Raw genomic sequence first — 26,266 nt, 5'->3', positions numbered from 1 at the left:
CTCCAACGATGTCCTTGATGGCGGTGGCGGGGATGACACGCTGATCGGCGGCGATGGTAATGACAATCTTAGCGGCGGCGGGGGTATCGATGATCTGTCCGGCGGCGCGGGCAATGATGTCATGGCTGGCGGGGCGGACAACGACACGCTGAACGGTGGCGACAACAATGACCGGCTGTTCGGCGGCGCGGGCGACGACACCTCGAACGGCGATGCAGGCGCTGACTTCATTTCGTCAGGCTCGGGTGACGACATCCTCAATGGCGGCACGGGCAATGACAACCTGTTTGGCGGCTTTGGTGCTGATACAATCGCAGGTGACAGCGGGAACGACACCATTCAGGCTGGTGCCAGTAACGATTTCCTGTTTGGAGGTTCGGGCAACGACACCTTGGAAGGCCGGGAAGGTAGTGACCTGCTCAACGGCGGCACTGGTAGTGACACGCTGATTGGCGGCACAGGTTCCGATACGTTCATCTTCGCGCCAGCTTTCGGCAATGATATTGTGACCGACTTCGAGGATGACATCGATCAGTTGGATCTGACCGGGTTCAACCTTGCGAGCGTCGCAGGAGCTCTGTCATTTGCAAGTGAGGTCGCGGGCGATGTGGTGTTCACCTTCGGGCCAAACACATTCACGGTTCAGAACACCACCGAAGCCCAACTGGCTGACGATATCCTGATCTGAAGCCAGTGCGCGCGGAAGACACTAGATGCCACACCAGCGGCAAGCGGCTACGTGACCACAAGGCCCACGATTTTCATGGCCGCTATTTGCGTTCGAGGGACGTGGAATACTCTGTATCTGGGTCCTCGGGCGCTGGTTCAGCGTTTGCTCGCTCGGTCTCGCCCCTCAAGCAGACCGAAGCACAGATAGTGGATATAGCCAGATGCGAACGCGCCCTTCTCCACCGCATCGCGGACATCTTCATTCCCAGAGAGATAAGCTGTCTCGTCGAATGTCGGGTGAACCTTGATGTTGAGCTTCCGGTGCAGCTTTTGAAGCATTCGTGCGAGGGAAGGCATCTGTAGGTCTGAGAGATCGGATTTGGCTGGATGCAGTGGAGGTTTGTTCAATGCCGGCCTGCGCCCGACGAGGTGGCAAAGCAACCAAACCCGATCGATTTCCTGGAGTTCCTCGCTCGCGGCTCTTGATTGGTGGAGCCCGTTGAAGTGGTCCCACATCGTATCAAGATGCTTGTGGACGTCCTTAATCTCGTCGCTTGTGGCACTCGCTTCATGCCGGTCATCGAAATGATCCCACATGTTATCGAGATGCTTGTGCAGCTGTTGGGCGCGCGACTGCGTGTGGTTCTGGAGCGCCCGGATGAGCCCGATATGGGAACTGTCCTGCTGGATCAGTTGGCGAACCAGATGGTTGGTGTAAAGCGTTGAAAAATGGGCGTGGCGCTTGTTTCCCTCGGTGACGGTATTTCCGTAAACATCGCTCTCCGCTGAGCGGGACACTCGGTGATGGTAGTTCGCGAGTTGCTCATCGATCGTCGCTATGTCTGAGACCGAAAGGACCCGTAGGTTGAAGTCCCAGTCGCCAAGGACGGGGAGGAGCTCATTATACGTCCCTACCTGTTCGATGAGGCTTGAGCGAAACACAAGACTGATGGGTGGATAGCGGTTGGTAAAGATCATGTCACCGAGATCGGCGTTTTCGGAGAAGAACTCCCAAGGCTCGCGTGCCAATTCGATCACCCCGCCATCGCGTATGTCTTCCTTGATCACATGACAATTTGTGGCGACCGCCGAATAGAAATGCCCGGGTTTTGAATTCAGGAAGCCAACGGCTCGCTCAAGAAACTCAGGCTGCCAGCTGTCATCATCGTCGTGGATGGAAAAGTAGGCCTGTTTCGACTGTGCCAGGCCTGCGTTGGATGCGGCCTCCATGCCTTTTGATGTCTCATGGTGGATAACCGTGAGCCGGTCTTTAAAGGCCGTTGTGTATCTCTGGACGATCTCGTCCACCTGCGTTCGATCCCCCCCATCGTTGACGAGAAATAGGTGCCAATCCGTGTGGGTCTGGTTGAGGACGCTTTCTAGGGCGCGCGACAGAAGGAGCGGGCGGTCCTTTGTGCGGGTGATGACCGCAACACTTTGCTCTCCTGTTGTTCGGTAATGGCTGGCCGGGTGGCGATCAAAGAATTGCGTCATGGGTGATGAGTATCGGACTGTTTGTTGTTGTTGGTCTTGGGCTGGCCTCTTGCGATAGCATAAGCGATTTAAGCCGGCTGAGATACGTACCCGACGGGACGAGCCAAAGCTTTGTTTCTTTAAACGATAAGCTCCTGTGATCGTCGTTCATGACCAGTTTGTCCGGAGCGCAAAGAAAGATGCGGAGGTGTGGGCAACGTGTTGTCGGTGCATGGTGGCCTTTCTTGTTCTTGGGACGATCCGCCAGGACCGCCATTGCTGAAGCGGCAACCGTTCAAAAGAACATTCTTCCCTGTTTCTGGCGCGGGACGATCGTGCGGCGTGCATTGAGCCGCTGAGCAATCAGTGGCACAGACGTGGGTCCCGCTCGATGGGTAAAGCATGGAAACCTGTGCGCCTTGCTCAGTAAGGTTCGGGGCGCTCAAGGCTCTGGCAAAGAGCGGAAGCCCGCACTGCAAGGAGGACAACATCAGCATGCGTGAAAACAGGTGGAGCGACGTTGAAGCAGCACGTTGGATCGACGCAGCGCGAGACAACGTCGCCGACCGCGCGCTCGCTGAACGGGTATACTCCTCGCGTCTGATCGGTAGCGACCCAGACCTCGTCATGCACGGTGGGGGGAATACCTCGATCAAGCTCAAGCGCCCGGACCTTCTTGGTGTTCTTCAATCGGTCATCCACATCAAGGGCAGCGGGTGGGACCTTGATAGCCTTGAAGCACCGGGCATGCCCGGCGTTCGGCTTGACCCCCTGCGGGAGCTTCGTAGCCTCGACCGCCTCAGTGATGAGGAGATGGTCAATGTACAGCGTTCGAACCTTCTCAACTCAAGCGCGCCGAACCCCTCTGTTGAGACCTTGCTCCATGCCTTTCTGCCCCAGCGCGTGGTTGATCACACCCATGCTACCGCGTTTCTAGCCCTTGCCAATTTGCCTGAAGCGGAGGCGGCGGTGCGTGAGATTTTCGGAGGGAGACTTGCTGTTGTTCCCTACATCATGCCTGGCTTTGCGCTCGCCAAGGAGGCGGCGGGCGTCTTTGACGCAAACCCGGACGTTGAGGGCTTGGTACTTCTCAAACATGGGCATTTCACATGGGGAGAGACCCCGCGTGAAAGCTATGAACGGGTAATTGACCACACTAATTTGGTGGAGGCGTGGCTGCGCGATATGAAGGGCGGCCGGGCGTTCGCGGCTACTGTGCGCCGAGACCGAATGCCGATTAGCCGTGCGCGCGCGCTATCTGTCCTTCCCAACCTGCGAGGTGCCGTCGCACGTGCTCGCCCGGTTGGTGGCAAGGGTATGCCCAAGCCAGTTATCTTCGATGTACGCAGCAGCGACGAGATTAACGCGTTTCTCCGACGCGACGATCTGCCCGAACTCGCAAGACGCGGTGTCAGCTCCCCGGATCATGTCATCCGGACCAAGGGCGAGATGCTGTGGCTTGCGTCTGACCGTCAAGAACCCGCAATGGTCGAGGCGGCGGTCAGCGCATTCGCGGATAACTATATCGCCTTTTTTGCAGAGCAGAATGCTCGCGTTGGCGAGAGCAAGACGATGCTCGAGCCCGCCCCATGCGTCGCCTGGGTCGACGGTGTTGGAATCGTTGGGATGGGCAAGTCTGCCGGAGTTGCATCCGTGATCGGAGACCTTGCCGAGCAAACGGTTGAAGTCATGACACTTGGCGAAGCGGCGGGCGGTTTCTTCCCTATTGGCCAGGATGACCTATTCGATATGGAGTATTGGTCTCTGGAGCAGGCCAAGTTGGGCAAGTCCAGCCCGAAAGCTTTCGAAGGTCAGATCGTATTGGTAACCGGCGCGGCCAGCGGCATAGGGCTCGCTACTGCACAGGCGTTCGCCAATCAGGGCGCCGCTCTGGTCCTTGCCGATCGTGATGGTCACTCTCTGGAGGCGGCAGTTGAGAGCATTGGCGCCGATTGCCTTGCAGTGGAAACCGACCTGACGGAGCCGGGGGCAGCGGACGACATTGTGGCAGAGGCCGTCCTGCGCTTCGGTGGGGTCGATCTGCTGGTGTCAAACGCCGGTTACGCGCCACAGGGAATGCTAAGCGATTTGGAGGACGAGGCGGTCCGCGCGAGTTTTGAGTTGAATTTCTTCGCGCACCTGTCCATGGCCCGAGCAGCCGCATCGGTCATGTGCCGACAGGGCATCGGCGGGCAGTTGTTGTTCAACGTGTCAAAGCAGGCAGTCAATCCCGGAAAGGGCTTTGGTGCTTATGGCCTTCCCAAGGCGACGACGTTGTTTCTGGTCAAGCAGCTGGCGTTGGAGTTTGGTGCGCATAACATACGTGTGAACGGCATCAATGCTGATCGTATCCGGACCGGGCTTCTCACGGACGATTTTGTTAAGGCCCGCGCCGCCGCCCGTGGCGTTAGCGAAGACAGCTATATGCGTGGCAACTTACTAGGTCGGGAAGTAGAGGCGCGCCATGTTGCAGAAGCGTTCGTGGCGCTGGCGAAAATGGAGCGCACCACTGCCCACATTCTCACCGTCGATGGTGGCAACATTGAAGCGTCATTGCGCTAGTGCGTTCGCACTTCCGACAACCATCCATCCGAACGGCCCATGCTTGGTCCGTAAAGCCGATTCAAGCCGACCCCGCGATTATCTGTTGGCCACCACTAGTACGCTCGATCGTTATGACATAACCGCAGGGGGTGCGGGCTGAAACGCGCGGCGCGCGTTGGCCATGTGCTTACAACTGGTGCGTTTGGGCGTGGGTTCTTCGCCCTACTTTATCTGCACACAATTTCTGCACTTGCTGAAATATCAGGCGTTTAGAGTGTCAAACGATCAAATGTGCTCACAAAACGAACGCATGTGTTTCGCCAGGAATGAATGAGTGCCTAAAAAATAATCTTCGATGAATCTCTAGCCAAATTTGAATTTGCCGCGCGCCAAACTGTTCTGCTTATGTCGCGCCGCATCGGTTCGCGCAACGCGGCTCCGCAGCGTCAGAACCGCAAAAGTTTTCAGAAAACGGGCTAGGAGTTCTCCCGACATGAGCAAATCAAAATTTTCTCTCACGCGGCGCAGCGCCATGGGGTTGCTGGCTACGACCGCACTGCCATTCACGCCACTGCGCGCCCTCGCTCAGGGCGAGCCGATCAAGATAGGTATCCTGCATTCGCTGTCTGGAACCATGGCGATCTCTGAGACGACGCTCAAAGACACTATGGAGATGCTGATCGCACAGCAAAACGAGAAGGGTGGCGTGCTTGGTCGGCCTCTCGAAGCTGTTGTTGTCGACCCAGCCTCCGACTGGCCGTTGTTTGCCGAAAAGGCACGTGAACTGATTTCGGTCGAAGGCGTTGATGTGATGTTTGGCTGCTGGACCTCGGTTAGCCGCAAATCTGTCCTGCCCGTCATCGAAGAGCTGAACGGGTTGCTCTTCTACCCTGTCCAATATGAGGGCGAAGAATCATCGAAGAACGTCTTCTACACCGGTGCAGCGCCGAACCAGCAGGCGATCCCTGCAACCGATTACTTCCTTGAGGAACTTGGCGTCGAAAAGTTTGCGCTGCTTGGTACTGACTATGTGTACCCGCGCACCACCAACAATATCCTCGAAAGCTACCTGCAATCCAAGGGCATTGCGCCGGAGGATATTTTCGTCAACTACACGCCGTTTGGGCACTCTGATTGGTCGTCGATCGTTGCAGATGTTGTTGCGCTCGGCGCGGATGGCCAGAAGGTTGGAGTTATCTCCACGATCAACGGTGACGCCAACATCGGCTTCTATCGCGAGCTCGCAGCGGCAGGTATCTCTGCCGATGACATTCCGGTCGTCGCTTTCTCGGTCGGGGAGGAAGAGCTTTCCGGCCTCGATACGTCCAACCTCGTGGGTCACCTGGCTGCGTGGAACTACTTCCAGTCAGCCGACACGGAGATCAACGAAGAGTTCGTCGCCGCCTGGAAAGCCTTTGCCGGCGAAGATCGTGTGACGAACGATCCGATGGAAGCGCACTATATCGGCTTTAACATGTGGGTGCAGGCGGTCGAACAGGCCGGCACGACGGATGTGGATGCTGTCCGTGACGCCATGTACGGCCAACAGGTTCCGAATCTGACCGGCGGCACCGCTGAAATGCTGCCGAACCACCATCTCACCAAGCCGGTGCTCATTGGCGAAATTCGTGATGATGGTCAGTTCGACATCATTTCGCAGACCGAAGAAGTTCCGGGCGACGCTTGGACCGACTTCTTGCCAGAGTCGGCTGTTCTCGCCTCCAACTGGCCTGAGCTTGGATGCGGCATGTACAACACTGAGACGTCGACCTGCGTGCAGATCGAGTCGAACTACTAGGTTCAGCCAAGCTCTTCGGAGCCGTTAAATGTCTGACCGGGGAGAGCGTTTCGCTCTCCCCGGTCTCTGTCTGCCCCCTTGTTCGGTGCTCGACCGCATGTTGTTTTCCGTCCCGCTGCGCTTGTTTGCTGTCGTTTGTATCGGCTTGCTTTTTCTGGCCGCGCGACCAGCAGTTGCCCAGGAAGCAGGCCCGCTCCAAAATCTGCTGCAGGAAAACCGAGAGCTCATTGAACAAAGCTCTCGGCGGACTATCGGGCCGGTCATAGAAGCTATCGTTGGAAGCGGACTCGAGCAGGCTCCAGCGTTTCTCGAAGCCTGGCAAGCCAGAAGTGTTTATCAGCGCAGCTCGGATGGCTTGTTTTTTGTCGGGCGCGAAGTGGACGGCGACGACGTCGCCTTCGATGTCGACACGGGTGCTGACGTGGAGCCCATCACACGGGACACATACGATCAACTGCGCCCCAATGGTGGCGTTCGCGGTGTCATCGGCGCGGCGCTGGTCCAGTTTCAGCTTTCCGATCCTAATTCCGAAACGCGGCAAGCTGCGCTTCAGGCGATTGCCCGCGATGCCCAGGAATCACACCTCCCCGCATTGAGGGCTTCTATCGATGGGGAAAGCGACCCAGAGATTCTTGCGCGGAAAGAGCGCCTTGAACGAATTTTGACCATTGAATTTGGAGAAACGGAAGAGGAACGGGTCGAGGCGATTGAAGGCTTTGCCGGCGATATCGGCCTAGATGTACGCGCTGCGCTCAACCCGCTGCTTGTCACCCGACTTGAAGTAACAGCGGCAGCCGAGCCACCGGCTACCCAAAACGTTGCTCGGGTCCTGCAGCCGGGCACGGACGCGCTCCCCCGCAATGAGGCTTATGCCCAGTTGGTCGGCGCGCGACTGGCCCCGCCCGTGATCTCGTCAGATGACGTTCGCAGCGCTCTGATAGCTAACATTGAAGGCGCAACTGTTGGTGGCTTTGCCGTGGCTAACCTCGATAACGAGGACACACGCATCCTAGCCTACCAGACCCTTGCCGAAGCAGGGCTGGTTGACGCCGCGCCGACAGAAGATGAGATCGAAGCAGCCCTTTCGGCGCATACGTTCTTTGAGAGCTATGCTGAGCGTTCACCCGCGGTCACAGATGCCGCATCTGCGACACTGCAGTCCATCGAAATAAGTCTCCTCGCCAACCAGACGGCCGACCTTGCCCTCGATGCGCTATCGCTCGGCTCAATTTACTTCCTCGCCGCCATCGGCCTTGCCATCACCTTTGGTGTCATGGGCGTCATCAACATGGCCCATGGCGAGTTCATTATGCTGGGTGCGTACACGGGCTACGTGGTGCAGCTCTTCGTGCCTGACCTAACCCTGTCTATCCTTATTGCTTTGCCTTTGGCCTTCGCGATCACCTTCGGTGCCGGAGTGGCGATGGAGCGGCTTATCATCCGCTGGCTTTATCAACGCCCGCTCGAAACGCTTCTCGCTACCTTTGGGATTTCGATTGCACTGCAGCAGCTCGCCAAGAATATCTTCGGCACCCAGGCTCGCCCCTTCACCGCGCCGGACTGGCTCGATGGCGCGCTGGTGATCAACGATGTCGTCGCGATCAGCTACATCCGCATTGCGATCTTCATTCTGGCGCTTGTGTTTCTTGCGATCTACCTGTTCGTAATGAATCGGACCCGGCTGGGCCTTGAAGTGCGTGCCGTTACGCAAAACCCAAAGATGGCCGCCTCGATGGGTATCAACCCGGACCGGATCAACATGTTGACCTTCGGCTTCGGCTCGGGAATCGCGGGTGTCGCGGGCATTGGTATCGGCCTGTTCGGACAAGTCACCACGGAGATGGGCCAGCAATACATCGTCCAAAGCTTCATGACTGTCGTGGTCGGCGGTGTCGGTAGCGTGTGGGGAACGCTGGCGGGTGCAGGCATGATCGGTGGGCTTCAGAAATTCATCGAGTTCCTCAACCCCTCCAATACGCTCGCCGCCCAAACCTACATGATCCTGTTCATCATTTTGTTCATTCAGTTCAGGCCACGCGGCATTGTCGCGCTCAAGGGCCGGGCCGCGGAGGGTTAGGTCGGGCTCATGGAGAGAACCTTTCTGATCAAGAACCCAAGCGTGATGATTTTCATCAGCTTGCTCGCGGTATTCACTTTGACTGTGACGCTGCTGTCGGAAGGCCTCGGGACGGGCTTTGTCTCCACCGCTATGGTCAAGACCCTCGGCATGACGCTTTGCTTTTGCCTTATCGCGATCGCGATGGATTTGGTCTGGGGGTATTGCGGTATCCTCTCGCTCGGCCATTTCGCCTTCTTCGGACTTGGCGGCTACATGATCGGCATGTGGCTCATGTATGCGCGCACCGAAGACATCGTTGCTGCATCGCTGGCCAATGCGGAGCTTCCGCCGACCGAGCAGGAGATCGTAGACGCGATCGGGACCCAGATCTTTGGTGTCGTCGGCTCGTCGGAGTTTCCCTGGGTGTGGGCCTTCGCCGATAGCCTCCTTATTCAGTTGATTCTGGTGGTCGCGGTTCCGGGGTTGCTGGCTTTGGTCTTCGGCTGGCTCGCGTTCCGATCCCGGGTGACGGGGGTATATCTTTCCATCCTTACCCAAGCGATGACGCTCGCCTTGTCGCTCTACCTGTTTCAGAACGACAGCGGCCTGCGCGGGAACAATGGGCTTTCAGGCCTGCAAAACATCCCCGGAATGGCTGATACGCCGCAAAGCGTTCTTTCGGTCTGGTTCCTCTGGGCATCCGCGGTTGCGCTGGGGCTTGGCTACATGTTCGCGGCCTGGGTGGTCTCAGGGAAGTTCGGGTCGGTCATTCGCGGCATACGGGACGACGAAGCGCGGGTCCGGTTCCTCGGCTACCCTGTGGAAGGCTTCAAGCTGTTTATCTTCACGCTCACAGCCGTGATGGCCGGCATTGCGGGCGCGCTCTATTACCCTCAGGCGGGCATCATAAATCCCGCGGAAGTCGCGCCAATCGCCTCGATCTATCTCGCGGTCTGGGTTGCCATCGGAGGACGCGGGCGGCTCTATGGTGCGGTTATCGGTGCAGCTTTCGTTTCTCTGCTTTCAACATGGTTCACCGGCGGGCGCGTTCCCAATGTAAACCTAGGCTTCTACACCATCGAGTGGGTAAGCTGGTGGCAAGTCGCACTCGGTGTTTCATTTGTTCTGGTGACGTTGTTTGCACCTAAAGGCATTGGAGGGCTCGCCGACCTCTTCATAAACCGCAAAATGCCAGATCGGCATGGCGCCGACCTGGGGCCGGATACCGGTTCGTTACGCGAGCGCGAGGCGGACGCATGAGGCTCGGTAAATGATAACGCTCCTCGAGGTCTCCGCCGTTTCTGTTAGCTTTGACGGCTTCAAAGCCATCAATAATCTGTCCTTCGAAATTGGCGAGGCGGAGTTACGCGCGATTATCGGCCCCAATGGCGCTGGCAAGACCACGTTCATGGACATCGTAACCGGCAAGACCCGGCCCGATGAGGGACAGGTGTTGTGGGGAGAAACCAGTCAATCCCTCCTACGAATGTCCGAAAGCCAGATTGCGCGTGCGGGTGTTGGCAGGAAGTTTCAGCGCCCCACCGTTTTTGAAGATCAGTCTGTCGAAGACAATCTGTTGCTTGCGCTCAAGAAAAATCGCTCTCCCTTCAGCGTGCTTGCCTTCAAGAAAACGTCTGACGACGCCGATTCCATCGTTGCCCTCGCCGATGAAATTGGTCTCGGTGATCAGCTCAAGCGCAAGGCCGGCGAACTTTCCCATGGTCAGAAGCAGTGGCTCGAGATCGGCATGCTCCTCGCCCAGGATCCGCAATTGCTGCTTGTTGATGAGCCGGCAGCTGGCATGACCTTGGCTGAGCGCGAACATACCACCGAAATTCTCAAGCAGGCTGCCAAGACACGCGCCGTGGTTGTCGTTGAGCACGACATGGAATTTGTGCGCCGTCTTGATTGCAAGGTGACGGTTTTGCACGAAGGCTCCGTTTTGGCGGAGGGTTCGCTCGACCATGTCACGCAGAACCAAGACGTTATCGACGTCTATTTGGGCAGGTAAAAGCGTGCTGAAAGTCGAAAATCTGACCTTGCATTATGGTGGCTCGCAGATCCTGTACGGCGTCGACCTGGAGGCCGAAGCAGGGCAGGTGACGTGCGTTATGGGCACCAACGGCGTTGGGAAGACGAGCTTGCTCAAAGCGCTTGCTGGGGTTCACCCCGCCTCAGGCGGCACGATCTCCCTGCAGGATAAACAGATCGACAAGTTGTCGGCCTACGCGCGGGCGCAACACGGCGTAGGGTATGTGCCGCAAGGGCGGATGATCTTCCCGCTTTTGACCGTTCGCGAGAACCTCGAAACCGGCTTTGCCTGCTTGCCGAAAGACCAGCGGTCGGTACCGGACGAAATCTACAAGCTTTTTCCGGTGCTCAAGGAGATGCAGGGCCGGCGAGGGGGCGACCTGTCTGGTGGCCAACAACAGCAGCTGGCGATCGCAAGAGCCATGATCCTCAGGCCAAAAGTGTTGTTGCTTGATGAACCCACAGAGGGCATTCAGCCCAACATTATCCAGCAGATTGGCCGCGTCATTGATTATCTTCGCGACCAGGGGACCATGGCGATCGTGCTGGTGGAGCAGTATTTCGACTTCGCTTACGAGCGCGCCGATCATTTCACGGTCTTGCAGCGCGGCAGCGTTATCGCGTCTGGCACAAAAGACGAGTTAAGCGAAAGCAAGGTTCGCGAAGCAGTCAGCGTCTGACAGCGCGACGGTCGAGATGGCTTGTCCGTGACCTGTTGGCCGCAGCGACAGCAAATGAAAGCGACATGGCGAGGTCGAGGCTCAACTACGCCGTCGCGCTACATCCATTTGGGTACAGTCACCTTCTCAAATGTTTGCAAGCCCTTGATGAGGTCTGCTGGCTCTTCTTCAACCACAATCGAGCGGCGATGCGCCGAGGGTAGGAAACGCTGCGCGATCATATGGTCGATGAAAGCCATAAACGGTTCATAGTACCCATCCACGCTCAACAGCCCAGCTGGCTTGTCGATTTCGCCTAGCTGATTGAGGGTCCAGACCTCCATGAACTCTTCTAAGGTTCCAATACCGCCAGGCAGCGCAATGAAAGCATCAGCCAGCTCGACCATACGCGCCTTGCGCTCTTTCATGGTCGGCAAGATTTCGGTCCGCGTGATGCCCGTGTGCAGGTGGCCCTTGTCGTGCAACCGCTGTGAGATGACGCCATGCACCTCTCCGCCCGCTGCGAGCGCGGCATCAGCAAGGGCGCCCATCAGCCCCTTGTGCGTCCCGCCATAAACCGCCACGAGACCTGCTTCGCCCAGCGCCTTACCAAGGCCTCGCGCGGCATCGAGATATTTGTCGCCTTCGCCTGTGTTGGAGCCGCAATAAACGACAATCGAGCGAAGAGGCTTGTCGGTCATGCGAACTCAAATCGGATGTCGTGTGCGCCTTTCCAAAGTATCGCGTTGCCAAGGTCCATCAAGTTCTCGTGGCCCGATGTGAGCGTTATGAAGTGATTGCCGGCAAGTTGCCCCATCTTCGATTTGAAGTGGAGCCCGCCATAAGCAAGCAGGATCTCCGTTTCGGAAATACCTCCGGGATAAAGGATGATCTGGCCAGGCGCCGGGAAGCTTGTGTGGTTCTCGTAGCCCACGCCAAAGTCCGTATCGCCCAGAGGTATCCAGACCCCTTCTCCGCTCCAACGCACGTGCACAAGCTGGCCCGCATACGGCATCACCTTCTTGAAGGCAGCACATGTTTGCGGCGCCGCCTCTTCTTCCAGCTTCGCGTCAAAAGTATACGGTCCGGCATGGACCATCAGCTTGCTCATGAAATGCTACCTTTCAAAAATAATGGCACAGGGTCCGCCGCCATCGGGCCCTTGATGTTCAGCGCCGCCAGATACAAACAGCTCCGTAAGTCCAGTCGCGCCCGCCAGAACCCCCGCAACAAAACCTCGGGCATGGCGCGTTGATGAGATGTCGCTGTCGTCGAGCATCGAGTGCCGATGCCCGCGCACCTGGCCCGACTGCGAGGCTTCAGCCTTGGCGAGAACAGCTTTTACTTGCTTCCTTTCATGGGCTGCAAGTTGCCCTGCAAACGGCCCCAGATTCCGCGCCAAAAGGCTGTAAACAGAGCTGAGATCAAGACAATCCTGCATGACTGCATGGTCGATGGCGAGGGGGCCCGACCAAGCGTCGCTCATACCCATGACAAGGACTTCGCAGGCCATCAGTTCAATGCCCGCTGAGCAGGAAGCGCGACCGGAGTATACCGAGACATCGGTACCGATTCTTGCGTCGCTCAGGGCTGATCGTTCCACTTCGCCCAACGCGACCGCCACCCCCAGCGCGCTCGCACCGCGCGACAGACCCATGGATTTCAGCGTACTGGTTGTCGCGACAGCGTCTGGACCCCCAGCTTGTTCAATGCGCTCGGCGGTTAGAAGCGGGCATTTGATCTGAACAAAATGCACATCCTCGACGGATGCGATGTTGGCGGTTTCCATACACGATTTGGTGGCGTCGGCCACAAGACCGGCCTGCGCCAGCGTACCGATCTCGCTCGGCTCAAACGGGCGCGTAATTGTCTGCGCGGTGGCAAGCGCACCAGTCGGCGGCACAGAGGTTTCCGTAACCGAGATGACGATCCAATGTGGGCTTAAGGCGCCTTCGGTGCCCCCGGACATGATCAGGCATACCCGGTCGAGTGCTTCATCCGTTAGGTGGCGCGCTAAAAGCAGCCTCAATGACTGAACTGCATAGCCGCGTGTGAAGTCGTTGACGCAACCGTTCCCTTCGGTTTTTCCAAGGATCGCAATGACCGACTGCGGCGCAAGTTCACCCGCGTTGATGAGCCCAGCGATCCCCGAAATATCATCGGGTGATGCCATGGCAATCCGGTGGACCCGCGTTTCGCGCGCCATCAACAGCAGCCCTCATAGGCCTTGTAGTGCTCGTTCAGGTGTGGCTCGAACTGCGCCCAATGCGCGAGAAAAGTGTCAGCATCTTTGAGGCCGGAGCGATATTGCTTGCGCAACTCATCCTGCGCTTCATCGAGGTTGATGCCAGTTGGTTGGCCCTTGGCGACAATCGTTTTTCCTTTAGCAATCACTTCGAGCAGATTGGCTTTCGCTGCGCGCGTGAACAGATAGTCGAGGGGATCAACCGCCATCAGCCCGTCGCGGTCAAGCGCGTTGAGATCAAGGACGAGCAAGTCTGCAGGTTCACCAACCGCAATCATGCCCCCCGGTGGAAGGCCGAGGCCTTTGCGTGCGCTGTGGCAGACAGCCTTGAGCACGTCCACGCGGGAAAGACCGTCGGCAAAGGCCCAACCCTGATTTAGGTGGCGGAACAGCCGCATTTCTCGCAAGGCGTCGTCATCCTCGTCAAAGGCGCAGCCATCCAGGCCCATCGCAACCTCGATGCCCGCTTCAAGCATTTTTGCAGCGGGCGCTATGCCGGACGCGAGGTGAAGGTTCGATGACGGATTGATGGACACCCGCGCACCTCGTGCTGCGAGTATCGTCATCTCGGCAGGTCGTAAATGCACCCCGTGGGCGCAAGTCAGGCGCTCCGAGAGAAAGCCGATGTCATCGAGAAAACTAATCATGCCGTTCGGGTAGTTTTCATCGGCCCATGTCCGCTGAGGCAAGGTTTCCAGCAGATGCATGTGCACCCGCCGTCCGGTGCGTTGGGAGGCTTCAGCGATCGCTTTGAGCATCGCATCGGAGCACCAATGGACACCGGCAGGGCCGTACTGCACATCCACATGCGGTTGGTCAGCCAGCCCTTCAGCAAGGTCTTCGATCGCTTGCATTTGCCTTTCAAGCGAAGGTAACGGCTGGAGCCATAGCGTCTCGGTCCAACCGCGAACCTTCTCCGGCAGACCAGCAAGCAATGGCTCATGATCTTTATAGGTCAGCGGATTGCGGTCGCGCATTGACAGGGCGAAACCGATGGACACTCCGATATCTTTAGCCGCGCGCGCGATCTCGCGTGCCTCGGCGACGATATCTGTCCGCCCCATCGGCCGCGTCAGATGGACCATCACCGATGTGCAACCACCCACTGCGGAGCGTCCCAGCGAACACAGGGCCGCCAGATAGGGATCAACCGATGGCATGATGGCGAGGCTTGGCAGCCAGGTTTCAAGCGGCTTGAAGCCCGAACCGAAGGAGGTTGTTGAGAGCGGTCGGGCGTGATTGTGTGCATCAGCGATGCCGGGCATCACGAGCGTTCTCGGGCTTTCCGGCGCAGTTTCCAGAGGCTCAATTCTGCTAATTGTCCCGTTATCGATGGTGAGGCTGACCGGCCCGGACGCCTGATACTCCGGGCCGATCAATGCGGCGTGACAGGGAAGGACACGCGCACTCATCTTCTGTTAGAGCATCCGATCTTCGGCGGCCGGCAGGAACTGCGGATCGTATACCGCCGTGGCGTCGGGCGCGGACGGCAACTCATACAGTTCCGAAATGATGCCGATGGACCGGGTCAGACGCTCCATGTCGACCGCCCCGATGCCGGCGGCGGTGCTCTCATCGGAAACGATCAGATTGTCGAGGGCAAACTGAAGGCGTAACAACTCGAGGTCCTGCTCAATCAGCGGTTCGACACCGGCCACGACGCCGACACCCGCCTCAGGATCTGCGAGCACGTCTTGCACGGCACGATTGATGGCACGCACCAGACCGGCAACGGCTTCAGGGTTCTCGTTGTACAAGGCAGGAGAAACCATCACGCCGTTCGAATAGATGTCGAGCCCTGCGTCCCCATACGGAAACCAGGTGAAGTCCTCCATTGGGTCCATATCGAGCCCGATTATGTTGAGATAGCTCGTGACGTTGAAGACGAGCGAGCCAGCAACCTGGCCCTGAATGAGCACCTGCTCCTGGAGGTTTGGTGCGATCGAGAGGATTTCGACGGCCTCGGCATCAAAGCCCGCAGCATCGGCCAGCGCTGGGAAGAGACGAGTTGAGGCCGAACCCGGAGGCGCCCCGATGGTTTCGCCTTCAAGATCGGCAAGTGTGCCGATCGGCCCGTCGGATTTTGTCAGCACCGCGAAGGGTGGCTGGTTATAGATCTGATAGACCATCACTGGCGCTTCGCCTGGCGTCAGCGCCGCATTTTGGATGATGGCGTTCATGTCACCAAACCCAGCATCGTAGGCGCCTGACATGATGCGGGTGACGGTGGCCGCTGAGCCTTCACCCTGATCGATTGTGACGTCGAGGCCTTCTTCTTCAAAGTAGCCGGCCTCCAGCGCATGATAGAACCAGGCGTGCACACCCTGGATTTTCCAGTCGAGCGTGAACTTGATGGGAACGTTGTCGGCCCATGCCGTCCCGGTGAGGACGGCAAACGCACCGACCGTTGCGAGGATTTTCTTCAGTCTCATTGCAGTCTCCTGTTTTCGTAGGGGGGCAGTGAATTCGGATGTGCATTCAGAGAGTGGCGGCGATCACATCACCTCCGATTTCCGCATGGCCCAGCCAGCGACGCGTCTCTCGATGAACAGGAAGACGACGTAGAGTCCGACCCCAAGCGAAGCGAGGACGAACAAGCCGGCGAAGACAAGCGGAACATTGAACGATGAGGAGGCGATCATCATCATGTTGCCGACACCCCTGTTCGACGCCACGGTCTCTGCGATAACGGAGCCCACGAACGACAGGGTGACAGCCACCTTCAGCGAGGCGAAGAAATAGGGCATCGAGCGCGGCAATCCGACATTCCAAAGAATGTCGAGCTTGGATGCCTTCATCGACTTCATCACATCTTCAAGCTCGGGCTCGACGGTCGCGATACCCGTCGCGACATTCACCACGATGGGAAAGATGCAGATGATCATGGCGGTCAGGATCGCAGGCACCGTACCGGCGCCGAACCAGAGAACAAAGATCGGAACCAGCGCGACCTTCGGGATCGACGAAATGCCCACCAGCAAAGGATAGGCTGTGTCAAAAGCGAGCTTCGACGAGCCGATCAGCACGCCAAGAGACAACCCGATCGCAACGCCGAACGAGAAGCCCACCATGGTGGTGTAAAGCGTCTGCTGCGCGTGCGGCTGGATGCCCGGCCACAGCTCGATCAGGGTGGCGATGACCACACTGGGACGTGGCAAGATAAGCTGCGAGATGCCCGCAAGGATGCAGACCAGCTCCCACAAAAGAAACACGCCAATGATCAGGGCGGCGGACGCGATTTTGCGCTGAAGAGTTGTCATGTGGCCGCCTCCGGCTTGTGGACGATCAGGCTGCGTAGATGCTGGACGCGCTGTACGAAAGCGGGCTCGAAGGTCATGTCGAGCGTGCGCGGACGCGGGAAATCGACTTGGCTGTCCTCAATGATGCGGCCCGGGCGCGCGCTCATCACGCAAATGCGGTTGGCTAGAAACGCCGCTTCACGCAGATCATGGGTGACAAGGATGACGGTTGAGCCCCGTTCGGCCCAAAGCTCCTGCATCGTCCCCCACAGCTCCTCGCGCGTGAATTGGTCGAGCGCGCCAAAGGGCTCATCGAGCAGCAGGAGATCGGGGTCATGAACAAGCGCCCTGCAAAGATTGGCACGCTGCTGCATGCCGCCCGACAATTGCCAGGGGTTTTTATCGGCGAAGTCGATCAGCCCAACCTGCTTGAGGAGTGCATCGACCCGATCCTTGTATTCCCCATGGCGCTTTTCGCGGTACTCTGACCGAAAAGGCCGAACGATCTTGAGCGGCAGCATCACATTATCGCGGATCGTCATCCACGGCAGCAGGGTTGAGCTCTGAAACGCCATACCGACCCGCGCAGGGTTCGCACCCAACTCACGGCCCGCGAAATAGATGTTGCCGGTTGTCGGCGCCAGAAGCTCGCTCACCAGCTTGAGGATCGTCGACTTGCCGCACCCAGACGGCCCGACCAGCGCAACGAAATCGCCACTGTTGACCGACAAATCGGTGGGGGTGAGCGCAAGCGTTTTGTTTGCGCCTTTGCCGTACTCCACCGACACACCTTCAAAGCGCACAAGTGGCTCGCCGGTCTTCGCGGCAGTCCCGCCTATTTGGGGGGAGGTTTGCAGCATCAAGCCTCCACCATCCGGACCGGGTTCGGCATCACCGTCTTCCGCCCAATGATAGCGCTGAGATATTGATCCTCGTTCACGAGCTTGGGTTTGGGCATCTGCTGAATGTCTGTGACCTGCTTGCCATGGCCCTTCATGGCCTCAACAAGCTTGCGGTCGCGCTGCACGAACTGCCCGCGCACCAGCGTGTGGATCGCCGCGCCCTGAACGTCGGTACCCTCAAAGGGCGTTATCTTGCCCCGTGAATGCAGTTCGGCGGCGCGGATGGTCTCTTTGCGGTCCATATCGACCACGGCGATGTCGGCATGAGCGCCAACGCTGAGCTGACCCTTGGTGGGGTACAGACCGAACGCTTTCGCCGGGTTCACAGCCGAGATCTTGACGTAATCCTCAAGGCTCATCCGTCCCTTATTGACCTCGGTCAGCATGAGCCGCATCTGGGTCTCGACACCGGGGAAGCCACAATCGGCATCCCAGATCACGTCCTTTTTCTTCTCTTCGGGCTGATGCGGCGCGTGGTCTGTCGCGATCATGTCGATGACGCCTCGCTCAATCGCGACCCAAAGCGCCAGCGAGTCGCGTGCTTCGCGCACCGGCGGGTTCACGCGGATCACGCTGCCTAGCCGCTCGTAGTCGGACGAATTGAGAAACAGGTAGCAAGGGCATGTCTCGCCCGTGATATCGACGCCGCGCTGCTTCGCCTGGGCGAGCGGGGCAAGCTCGGCCGCTGATGAGATATGCAGCACATGGCAACGCGCCCCGGTCCATTCAGCAAGGATGGCGGCTCGGGCGACCGCTTCCACGGCCACAACGTCGGGGCGCGCACCGATGTGGTGCAGCGGATCGTTGCAGCCCGCCGCCATCAACTTCTCCTGCCGCCAAGCCATGATGGACGCGGTCTCGGCGTGCAACGAGATGCGCAAGCCGGAAGGTGCGATGATCTCAAAGCCTTCCAGCATCGCGCCCGTCGACGGCGATGGCAAATTGCCGAACGTGTTGCCCATGAAGCATTTGAACGCGTTCACGCCGCCATCGATCAGCCCTTGAAGCTCACCGATATTGTCTTCGGCGAGCAGCCCGTAGATGCCGAAATCGACATAGCTCTTCTCAGCGGCCTTCTGCTTCTCCCGCAGTTCAATGATGGAGCGGGTCGGCGGATGCGTGTTGGGCATCTCGAACACGGTGGTAACACCGCCCATCGCGGCTGCCGCCGAGCCCGTCTCCCAATCTTCCTTGTGCGTGTAGCCGGGCTCGCGGAAATGCACGTGAACATCGATCGCGCCAGGTAGAAGATATAGACCCGCGACGTCTACGATTTCGGTCGCCATTGGCATCGTCTCCGGCGCACCGACAGCAGCAATTTCGCCATCCTTGATGGCGACGTCGGCCTTGAACCGTGTGGTGTCGGTCACCAGCGTTCCGCCTCTCAAAATCAAATCTGCCGTTGCTGACTCTGGCATCTCAACGCTCCCTTCTCATGATCACAAAGTCGCCCATCCGCCATCGACGGGCAGGTCCACCCCGGTGATTTGTCTAGAGAGTTCAGACGCAAGAAATAAGGTGGCTGCGGCAACATCCTCATCGGTGCTGACACGCCGGAGCGCGTAGTCATCGGCATGTTTTTGCCCTGCTTCGGCCTGGGAAATGCCAAGCCTCATGGCCATCTCCGGTATCACCTTGTCGCGAAATCTCGGCCCATCGACCATCCCAGGCGCGACGCAGTTCACATTGATGTTGTCCGCCCCAAGCTCCAGCGCGAAACTCTTTGTGATGCCCCGCAGACCCCACTTTGAGCTCGAATAGGCAAGCCGTCCCGCGCGCCCGCGCATCCCGAACGTCCCCCCGACATTGACGATTTTGCCGGCCTTCTGCGCCTGCATGATCGGTGCAACCGAGCGGATCAAATTGAACGGCCCGCGCATGTTGAGCTGCGTAATCTGATCGAACTCTTCTGCGGTGGTCTGGGCACCTGTCTTGCCGATCGGACCTGTGCCCCCTGCCACATTGACGAGAATGTCGACGCGGCTGTGCCGCGCCATAACCGCGTCGACCGCCGCCTGTACCTGCGCCGGATCGGTGACGTCGCACCCGATGATCTGGGCATCAACGCCCATGCCGCGCGCTTCATCTGCCACCGGTTCGATGGCGGCCGTATCCCGCCCGAAGAGGCCCAGATGAGCGCCCTCGCGGGCGAAGCCCAGCGAAATTGCGGCGCCCATACCTTTGGCGGGACCGGTGATGATCGCGACCTTACCGTCCAGTTGCAGGTCCATCGACGCGCCGTCCTACAGCAGCGAATACAGACGCTCGTCTTCGGGCGGCAGGAAGTCCTTTGTGAACACTTCCGCCATATCCGGAGTGCGGGGCAGATCGTTGGCCTGGACGATAATGTCGATTGCAGCCTTGAAGCGCTCGTCATCGACATTGCCCAGGCCTGTGGTCGCCACTTCCTCGTGGCCCATCTCATCTTGCAAGGTCGCGATAAGGCGCTCCTTCTCGACTTCCTTGTTGATGAGCGGCTCGCGCCGCGCCACCGCTTCAATCGCGGCGTCCATGTCAGCAAGTGTGTCGACAAGGCCTTTGTTGATGGCCGCATTCATGCCGGCAACCAGTTCGGGTTGCTCGGCGGCGAGCGCCTTGGAAACGATCATGCCGTTCGAGTAGAGGTCCATGCCGTAGTCGCCATAGGAGATGAAGCGGATCTCTTCGTCTGGGTTCATGCCCGACAGCTTGGCGGAAAAGCGGATGGTGTTGACGAAGCCGAACACGCCATCGACCTGCTCGGATGCAAGCATTTGTTCGCGCAGGCTCGGCTGGAAGTTGAGAATTTCGACACCGGAGTCATCGATGCCGGCAATTTCGGTGAATGCGGGCCAAAGCTTCAGCGCGCCATCATTGGCAGACCCGCCGAGCTTCCGTCCCTCCAGATCGCTTGCGGTCATGATGTCACTGGAGGACAGCACCGCCACCGTGAACGGCGGCTTGTTGTACATCTGGTATGTGCCAATCGGCGCTTCGTCGGGGTTGGTCGCAACAAGCTGTGTCAACGCGTTTATGTCACCGAAGCCCACATCGTAAGCGCCACCCGCGACCGATCCGACCGCCGCGCCGGACCCATTGCCCTGGTCCATCTGCATATCAATGCCGACATCAGCAAAGTAGCCATTGTCTTCTGCGAGGAAGAACCAGGCCTGGGGGCCTTGGTAGCGCCAATTGAGGATCATCTTGATGGGTGTTGTCGCGCGCACGATGGCGGGCATCGCCAATGTGCTTGCCGCAGCGGCTGTGCCGGCTACGAACGTGCGTCGGTTGATCTTGAACGACATCATCGTTCTCCCTGTTTTTGGTTGCTGTTGCTCGGGGGGATTTGCGCTTGAGCGGCCGCGATGATCGCGGCGGAGTGCGCGGAAAAGCCGTAAAGCATGTGGACGAGGGCCAGGATCGATTGGCTCATCGGCTCCGGTGACACCGTTGCACACGCATCTTCAACAAGGATGGCGTCATAGCCCTGGAAGCAGCCATCCATGAGGGTGGCAAACACGCAGCGATCGAGATTAACGCCTGAATAGAAGATCGTGGTGATGCCCAACCTGCGCAGGATTTGGTCAAGCTCGTTGTCGCGAAACCCAGACAAGCGGTGTTTGGAAACCTTGTAGTCAGTCGCCGCCATATCGATACCATCAACCGAGCGAGCGCCCCAGCTATCGGCCACCAGAACAGGGCCGTGCGTCATCGGGTCGGAGTAGCCAATCTGCCGCCCGCAAGACGATGCTTTGTCAACGACATTCGCGGGCAAGTTGGCGGCATCTAGCCGGACACCCCAGTTGAGATGAATGACCGGGACCTGGGCCCTTCGAAACATATCTGAAAGCGCATTGATAGGCTCGATCGGCGCCCACAAAGGCGCGACATTGGCGTTGCGGACCTGAGCAAACCAACCATCGTCATGCAGAAAATCGTTCTGCATATCGATGATCATCAACGCCGAGGTTGAAAGATCGATTGTGATCCGCTCGGGCTGTGCATCAATACTTATAAGCGCCGGAGCGCGCACCTTACGTGCAAGCGAGACGGTGTCTCCCGCTTGCTGCCAGCGATCCCAAATACCGGGTTTTTCAAGGGTTCGGTCTGCGCTCTGCACGGTTTACCTGCGTGGTGACAACAGGCGACCACGCTGCACGCTTGTTGCGTTCTCGTCTTCTGCTAAAAATCGCTTATAGTGTTCGAAAAAACGCAACACATGCCGGAAAAGCCCCTTTAATGAGGCATCTAACAACCCTCAAATTGATTGATGCTGTTACGCGTTTTGGTTCCATCAGACGCGCCGCCGAAGAAACCGCGTTGACGCCGTCTGCTCTGCATCGGCGCATTCAAACGTTCGAGGAAGAGATCGGCCAGGAGATTTTCGAGCGTTTGCCTGGAGGCGTCCGGCTCAACGCGGCGGGTGAACTGGTCGTCGATCACATCAGGCGCCAAGTCGCCGAGACAGAGCGTCTGAAGTCCCGTCTCGCCGATCTGGCAGGCATGCGGCGGGGCCACATCTCTATCGCCTGCAGTCAGGCACTGACCTCACAGTTTCTACCCAACGCGATCGCACAGTACCGTGAGGTTTTTCCGCAGGTCACTTTTGAAGTTTTGGTCGCTGACCATGCTGCAGCAGAAAAGGCGCTGATTGAATACGAAGTGGACCTCGCATTGGTCTTTGATTGGAACCAGATGCCTGAGTTCGAGGTTATGCTTGCCGTGCATCAGGACCTACGAGCGGTCATGGCGCGCACGCACCCGCTGGCACGCGAAAACGAGTTGCGGCTGCGTCAATGCTTGGACTATCCGCTTGCGTTGCCAACGAAGGCCTTTGGCGGTCGACTGTTGCTCGAAGAGGCGGTTGGACGTACGTCCATGCAGCTCAATCCTGCGGTTGAATCGACCTCGTTCGACTTTCTGAAGTCCTACGTTCTGCGCGAGGGAGCCATCACCTTCCAAATTCCTGTTGGTACGCCGAATGATGACCTGTACGAAGGGCTCATTAGCAAGCCAATCGATGTTCGCGATCTGCGCGATGGGTTTCTCTACCTTGGCCAAAAACGCGGCCGAACCCTTTCGGTTGCGTCCGCGCGTTTTGCGGATCAGCTCACCCAGGAACTGACACGAAATTTCGATGCCGTTTAGCTGCCGTGCAGGCAATTAACTGGCGCGTGGAGTCAGGCCGGAGGTTGCCTTTCCCATTCAAAAAGCATCGATTTTCGGATCGCCGTGCTTAGCTGCCAGCGCAAGGACCAGGTGAGAGTTATCCGAACCTATCCAAACCTTCAGTTTCTCGATGGAATTAGTGGCAAGGCGGCGAAGCGGAAGTGGCTACGGGCTCCGGGAGGTCGGTGATAACCAAGCGTGGCAACGGCGCACACGATGCGACCGCTCTCGGCGGTGATAGGCTGGAAACTGAACCATGCTAGCGCATTTGTGTTTGCACATTCGGAGACGCTTCGGGGGTGCTCTAAAGCTCTTGCGCTCAGTTTTGTTGAACAGCGCAGCGCTGCGCCACGCTTAGTTCTAAACCGGGCAAGCTCCTAACGCTTAGAGCTGCCTAATGAACTTGCCGACCGTCTATCGCCTCATGCAGCTTCCTGAGGCCTTCACCAATATTCTCGCCGTAGCGCAGCAAGCTACCGCCAAGGAGAAATACGGCATCATCTCCGTACATTGCGATCATGTCGGTTGCCCGATCAACGCTCATCCCGCCCCCCGGCGACGGAAAGATCGCGGGCCCCGGAGCACTGTCGTCGCGGCACGCCCCCGCGATTGACAAGCATTCATCGGCCGTAAAGCCGAAGCGTCCGCCGACGTTGGGAAAGACGGAGATGTCCGAACCGGCAATGCGTTGCAATGTGCCGAACATCAAGGCGTGGGTAAGGCCAGTGTCGGTTGAAAGCACGTATGGCCCCAGGAAGCTTGGATGCGTCATCACCGGCATGGACAGGGTGTCGTCGCGCGCGATACGCCTGACCAGATCAAACCCAAAAAGCCCCGGCATGATCAGGAGCCCGTGCGCGCCGTTTTCCTTTGCGAAGTGCGCGTGCGCAAGGAGGTCCTCGCTGTGACCGGCCAGTCCGGCAAAGTAGAGCGTGCTACCACCAGATTGTGCATTGGCACGTGCAACAGCGTCACCGATCCGCCGAACGCGCTCTTTAAATGGCGCGCACGGCTGGTCCGTGAGCCCATGATCTTCCTTGACGATGTGCGCGCCGCCCATTGCGCAAAGATAGGCGATGTCCGCCAACTGCGACGCGCTTGATCCCTGCGGTTTGAGAACGGGGGAAAGGAGAGGGCCTTTCGGCGTTTTCGCCAGTCGCCGCAATCCGGCGACCCCAAATCGTGCACCTGGGTGCACTTCGCACAACGGCCCGAGATCAAGCCCTATGGCTTTCACACCCTTCTGGATCGAGGTGTTCCCCATGACCACGTTGAGGAGCTGTGGCAGCTCTGCTCCTGTGCTTTCGGGGCTGTAGCTGATGGTGGCATCAAACGCGCCGTCGCCGCGTTCTACCACCTCCTCAACGCGGCCCATGATGGTGTTTTCAACAAAACCCGGAGGCACGACATCGCGCGGAATTTCCACGGTCTGTTCTAGCGCAATGCCAAGCGCTCGCTCCTCAGCGCGTCCGAGCGACGGAGCAAAAAGTCGGTAGGTGACGCGGAATCGGCCATCGGCCACGTCCTCCGTCACAAGCCCTCTGCCTTAACATTGGAATGAACGGCTTCGACGCGCGCACCGACCAGGTCGTCTTCGGTGATGCCCAGCTTTTGGGCCAGCAGTTTCTCCACCCCAGCCACAAGAGCAGTAGCATCAAGGGCATAATACTTCATCAGATAAGGGCGCGATCCGCCATGCGCATACGTGTCCTTCAGCCCCAGCCTGACGAGCCGCTTGCCTACACCATTATCAGCCATGACTTCGGCAACGAGTGAGCCTATGCCGCCTTCGGTGACATGGTTTTCAAGTGTCACCACACCGCTTTTAACCGCCCCGATATGATCCAGAAGGGCCTGTGCATCGAAGGGCTTGATCGTATTGAGATGAAGGTGCCGGATTGAAACGCCCTTGGCCTCCAGTGCGCCGCGTGCCCGCAGTGCTTCTTCTGTTGTGATGCCCGCGGTCACGATCAGAACATCGTAACCCAGCGCCAACTCGCGCATGCGACCAACCTCAATAGGCGTGTCAAACAAACGTGGCACGGAGCCGCGAAGAACGCGGCAGTAGACCGGCCCATCAATGCTATCGGCGGCTTCGCAGATGCTCTCGACTTCGGTGGCATCGCCGGTTTCAAGGATCGTCATGTTCGGGATCGAGCGCATGACGGCGATGTCTTCAATCGCCTGGTGCGTCATGCCACCCGGTGTGGTGACGCCCGGCAGAAAGCCCATCAGTCGGACCTTACGTCTGGGGTAGGCGACTGACGCCATCAGTTGGTCGTAGGGCCGGCGGTAAAGAAAGACACCAAACGTGTGCAGAAAAGGCCGAAAACCTGCCATGCCCAAGCCGCCGGCAAATGACAGCATGTTCTGCTCGGCCATCCCAAGCGAAAGGAACTGTTCGGGATGGTTGTCACGGAATTTGTCGATTTCGCACGACGAGGTGAGATCGGCCGAAAGGCACAGTACCTCCGGATGCGCGACGGCGTAGGCTTCAAAGGCCCGCTCGTAGGGCCGGTTGACCATCTCTACCATCAGTGCGCCCGGCCATAGTCGATGGGTTCAACACCCAAGGCGCGCGCGATGTCATGGTTCATTTCTGCGCGCTCGTTTTCGGATTTGAAACGAACATAATGCAGGCGCGGAAACCGCCGCTGCAGCGTGGGCATGCCTCTGAACGGCGACGTGTTGGCGAGGATGATCAGCGGTTTGCCCTTGTGCTTGGTCTGCACAGCGTCGCGCATTTCATCGAGTTTATGGCCGTCGATCGACACGACTGCCGCGCCGAAGTTTTCCATCTTGGTCTTGATATCGCCAACCTCCATGACCGAGCTCATGGCTCCGTCACATTGCTGCCGGTTAACGTCCATGATGGCGTAGAGGTTGTCGATCCCGTGGTGGGCAGCGCACTGGATTGCCTCCCAAGTCTGGCCTTCCTGCACTTCGCCGTCCGACATGAAGACCCATGTCTTGCCGGTTTCCTTTTTGCGCTTACGTGCCCATGCAAGGCCCGCTGCCGTCGAAAACCCGATCCCCAGCGTCCCGTTGTGTACTTCCATCCCCGGTGAGTGCTCGGCGCCGATCATCTCCACCGACGAGCCGTCCTTGTTGAACATCTCGAGGCCTTCTGGCGCCATGCGCCGGACCTCGATGAGCGTGGCATAGGCAACTAAAGCATAGTGCGCCGGCGCGATAAAAAGACGGTCGAGATCGCTACGGGCGGGGCCATTGTAGCCTGCGCCTGTGCGGTAGGTTGGGTTATCGAACGATGGCACGCCCCCAAAAGGCTCTGGAACCATCGGCAGTGTTGGCGCCCCCAATTCCAGCGCCTCGTTATAGAGCCAAGCTAATTGTTCGGCCGCCGAGCAAGCCTGACTGAGATAGCCGCCGTTGTTTCGCATGGCATGCTCAAATACGCGCCGGCGGATTCCAAGGGCGATTTCCTCAGTCGTTTTTGCGTTTGGGCGGGTCATGAAGCTCTTATTTGACTGGTCTATGA

The 26,266-nt window shown here is 58.5% G+C and carries 23 protein-coding genes; 8 read left to right on the top strand and 15 right to left on the bottom strand.

Annotated features, from left to right (window positions below; genetic code table 11):
* On the top strand, positions 1–688 hold a 688-nt coding region (locus AAF739_08435; GenBank protein MEM6382686.1), incomplete at its 5' end, for a calcium-binding protein.
* Positions 689–825: 137 nt separating this feature from the next.
* Here the strand turns inward: AAF739_08435 and AAF739_08430 are convergent.
* Entirely contained in the window at positions 826–2,163 is a 1,338-nt protein-coding gene (locus AAF739_08430; protein MEM6382685.1) for a glycosyltransferase family 2 protein, read from the bottom strand.
* A 474-nt stretch (positions 2,164–2,637) separates the two neighbouring features.
* On the opposite strand from AAF739_08430, the gene AAF739_08425 reads away from it, so the two are divergent.
* The 6 genes from AAF739_08425 (at position 2,638) to urtE (ending at position 11,254) form a co-directional block, all read left to right on the top strand.
* Positions 2,638–4,704 carry a bifunctional aldolase/short-chain dehydrogenase gene (locus AAF739_08425; protein ID MEM6382684.1) on the top strand — a complete coding sequence of 689 codons (2,067 nt, stop codon included), beginning with the start codon at positions 2,638–2,640 and terminating at the stop codon, positions 4,702–4,704.
* 514 nt (positions 4,705–5,218) lie between these two features.
* A complete protein-coding gene (gene urtA / locus AAF739_08420) occupies positions 5,219–6,484 on the top strand; it encodes an urea ABC transporter substrate-binding protein (protein ID MEM6382683.1) in 1,266 nt (421 codons plus the stop codon).
* Between the two features lie 97 nt (positions 6,485–6,581).
* Positions 6,582–8,561, top strand: coding sequence for an urea ABC transporter permease subunit UrtB (urtB, locus tag AAF739_08415; GenBank protein MEM6382682.1), 1,980 nt, complete (start codon positions 6,582–6,584; stop codon positions 8,559–8,561).
* A 9-nt stretch (positions 8,562–8,570) separates the two neighbouring features.
* Positions 8,571–9,803: an urea ABC transporter permease subunit UrtC gene (gene urtC / locus AAF739_08410; protein MEM6382681.1), complete on the top strand. Its 1,233-nt coding sequence runs from the start codon at positions 8,571–8,573 to the stop codon at positions 9,801–9,803.
* A gap of 10 nt (positions 9,804–9,813) precedes the next feature.
* On the top strand, positions 9,814–10,554 hold the full coding sequence (urtD, locus tag AAF739_08405; protein MEM6382680.1) for an urea ABC transporter ATP-binding protein UrtD: 741 nt from the start codon (positions 9,814–9,816) through the stop codon (positions 10,552–10,554).
* Positions 10,555–10,558: 4 nt separating this feature from the next.
* Positions 10,559–11,254 (top strand): urea ABC transporter ATP-binding subunit UrtE, encoded by a 696-nt coding sequence (gene urtE, locus AAF739_08400; protein MEM6382679.1) that lies wholly within the window; start codon positions 10,559–10,561, stop codon positions 11,252–11,254.
* A gap of 98 nt (positions 11,255–11,352) precedes the next feature.
* Here the strand turns inward: urtE and AAF739_08395 are convergent, their stop codons facing one another.
* The 11 genes from AAF739_08395 to AAF739_08345 form a co-directional block, all read right to left on the bottom strand.
* A complete protein-coding gene (locus AAF739_08395; GenBank protein ID MEM6382678.1) occupies positions 11,353–11,934 on the bottom strand; it encodes a TIGR00730 family Rossman fold protein in 582 nt (193 codons plus the stop codon).
* Entirely contained in the window at positions 11,931–12,344 is a 414-nt protein-coding gene (locus AAF739_08390; GenBank protein MEM6382677.1) for a DUF3830 family protein, read from the bottom strand. Before AAF739_08390 ends, AAF739_08395 begins: the two co-directional genes overlap by 4 nt.
* A gap of 6 nt (positions 12,345–12,350) precedes the next feature.
* Positions 12,351–13,439: a ring-opening amidohydrolase gene (locus AAF739_08385; GenBank protein ID MEM6382676.1), complete on the bottom strand. Its 1,089-nt coding sequence runs from the start codon at positions 13,437–13,439 to the stop codon at positions 12,351–12,353.
* Positions 13,439–14,890 carry an amidohydrolase family protein gene (locus tag AAF739_08380; GenBank protein ID MEM6382675.1) on the bottom strand — a complete coding sequence of 484 codons (1,452 nt, stop codon included), beginning with the start codon at positions 14,888–14,890 and terminating at the stop codon, positions 13,439–13,441. The genes AAF739_08385 and AAF739_08380 overlap by 1 nt, the downstream gene beginning before the upstream one ends.
* 6 nt (positions 14,891–14,896) lie before the next feature.
* Positions 14,897–15,910 (bottom strand): ABC transporter substrate-binding protein, encoded by a 1,014-nt coding sequence (locus tag AAF739_08375; protein MEM6382674.1) that lies wholly within the window; start codon positions 15,908–15,910, stop codon positions 14,897–14,899.
* Between the two features lie 63 nt (positions 15,911–15,973).
* Positions 15,974–16,738 carry an ABC transporter permease gene (locus AAF739_08370; GenBank protein MEM6382673.1) on the bottom strand — a complete coding sequence of 255 codons (765 nt, stop codon included), beginning with the start codon at positions 16,736–16,738 and terminating at the stop codon, positions 15,974–15,976.
* On the bottom strand, positions 16,735–17,577 hold the full coding sequence (locus AAF739_08365; protein MEM6382672.1) for an ABC transporter ATP-binding protein: 843 nt from the start codon (positions 17,575–17,577) through the stop codon (positions 16,735–16,737). Before AAF739_08365 ends, AAF739_08370 begins: the two co-directional genes overlap by 4 nt.
* Positions 17,577–19,037: an allantoinase AllB gene (gene allB / locus AAF739_08360; GenBank protein ID MEM6382671.1), complete on the bottom strand. Its 1,461-nt coding sequence runs from the start codon at positions 19,035–19,037 to the stop codon at positions 17,577–17,579. The genes AAF739_08365 and allB overlap by 1 nt, the downstream gene beginning before the upstream one ends.
* 21 nt (positions 19,038–19,058) lie before the next feature.
* Positions 19,059–19,850 (bottom strand): SDR family oxidoreductase, encoded by a 792-nt coding sequence (locus AAF739_08355; protein ID MEM6382670.1) that lies wholly within the window; start codon positions 19,848–19,850, stop codon positions 19,059–19,061.
* Between the two features lie 12 nt (positions 19,851–19,862).
* Complete coding sequence (locus tag AAF739_08350) at positions 19,863–20,906, bottom strand: ABC transporter substrate-binding protein (protein MEM6382669.1); 1,044 nt, start codon at positions 20,904–20,906, stop codon at positions 19,863–19,865.
* Positions 20,903–21,718, bottom strand: a complete 816-nt coding sequence (locus tag AAF739_08345) for an isochorismatase family cysteine hydrolase (protein MEM6382668.1) — start codon at positions 21,716–21,718, stop codon at positions 20,903–20,905. The genes AAF739_08350 and AAF739_08345 overlap by 4 nt, the downstream gene beginning before the upstream one ends.
* 119 nt (positions 21,719–21,837) lie before the next feature.
* Here AAF739_08345 and AAF739_08340 point away from each other — a divergent pair, with 119 nt between their 5' ends.
* Positions 21,838–22,746, top strand: coding sequence for a LysR family transcriptional regulator (locus AAF739_08340; GenBank protein MEM6382667.1), 909 nt, complete (start codon positions 21,838–21,840; stop codon positions 22,744–22,746).
* Positions 22,747–23,161: 415 nt separating this feature from the next.
* Here AAF739_08340 and AAF739_08335 read toward each other — a convergent pair whose 3' ends face one another.
* The 3 genes from AAF739_08335 to AAF739_08325 are packed head-to-tail and all read right to left on the bottom strand — an operon-like array spanning position 23,162 to position 26,240.
* Complete coding sequence (locus AAF739_08335) at positions 23,162–24,301, bottom strand: RuBisCO large subunit C-terminal-like domain-containing protein (protein MEM6382666.1); 1,140 nt, start codon at positions 24,299–24,301, stop codon at positions 23,162–23,164.
* The gene (locus AAF739_08330; protein MEM6382665.1) at positions 24,298–25,302 is read right to left on the bottom strand and encodes a transketolase C-terminal domain-containing protein; all 1,005 of its coding nucleotides are present in this window, start codon (positions 25,300–25,302) and stop codon (positions 24,298–24,300) included. Before AAF739_08330 ends, AAF739_08335 begins: the two co-directional genes overlap by 4 nt.
* Entirely contained in the window at positions 25,302–26,240 is a 939-nt protein-coding gene (locus tag AAF739_08325) for a transketolase (GenBank protein MEM6382664.1), read from the bottom strand. The genes AAF739_08330 and AAF739_08325 overlap by 1 nt, the downstream gene beginning before the upstream one ends.
* Positions 26,241–26,266 lie beyond the last annotated feature (26 nt).

Source organism: Pseudomonadota bacterium (assembly GCA_039024915.1).
In the GTDB taxonomy this organism is placed as follows: Bacteria; Pseudomonadota; Alphaproteobacteria; order Rhizobiales; family MH13; genus MH13.
This window is presented reverse-complemented; position numbering and strand designations above follow the sequence as displayed.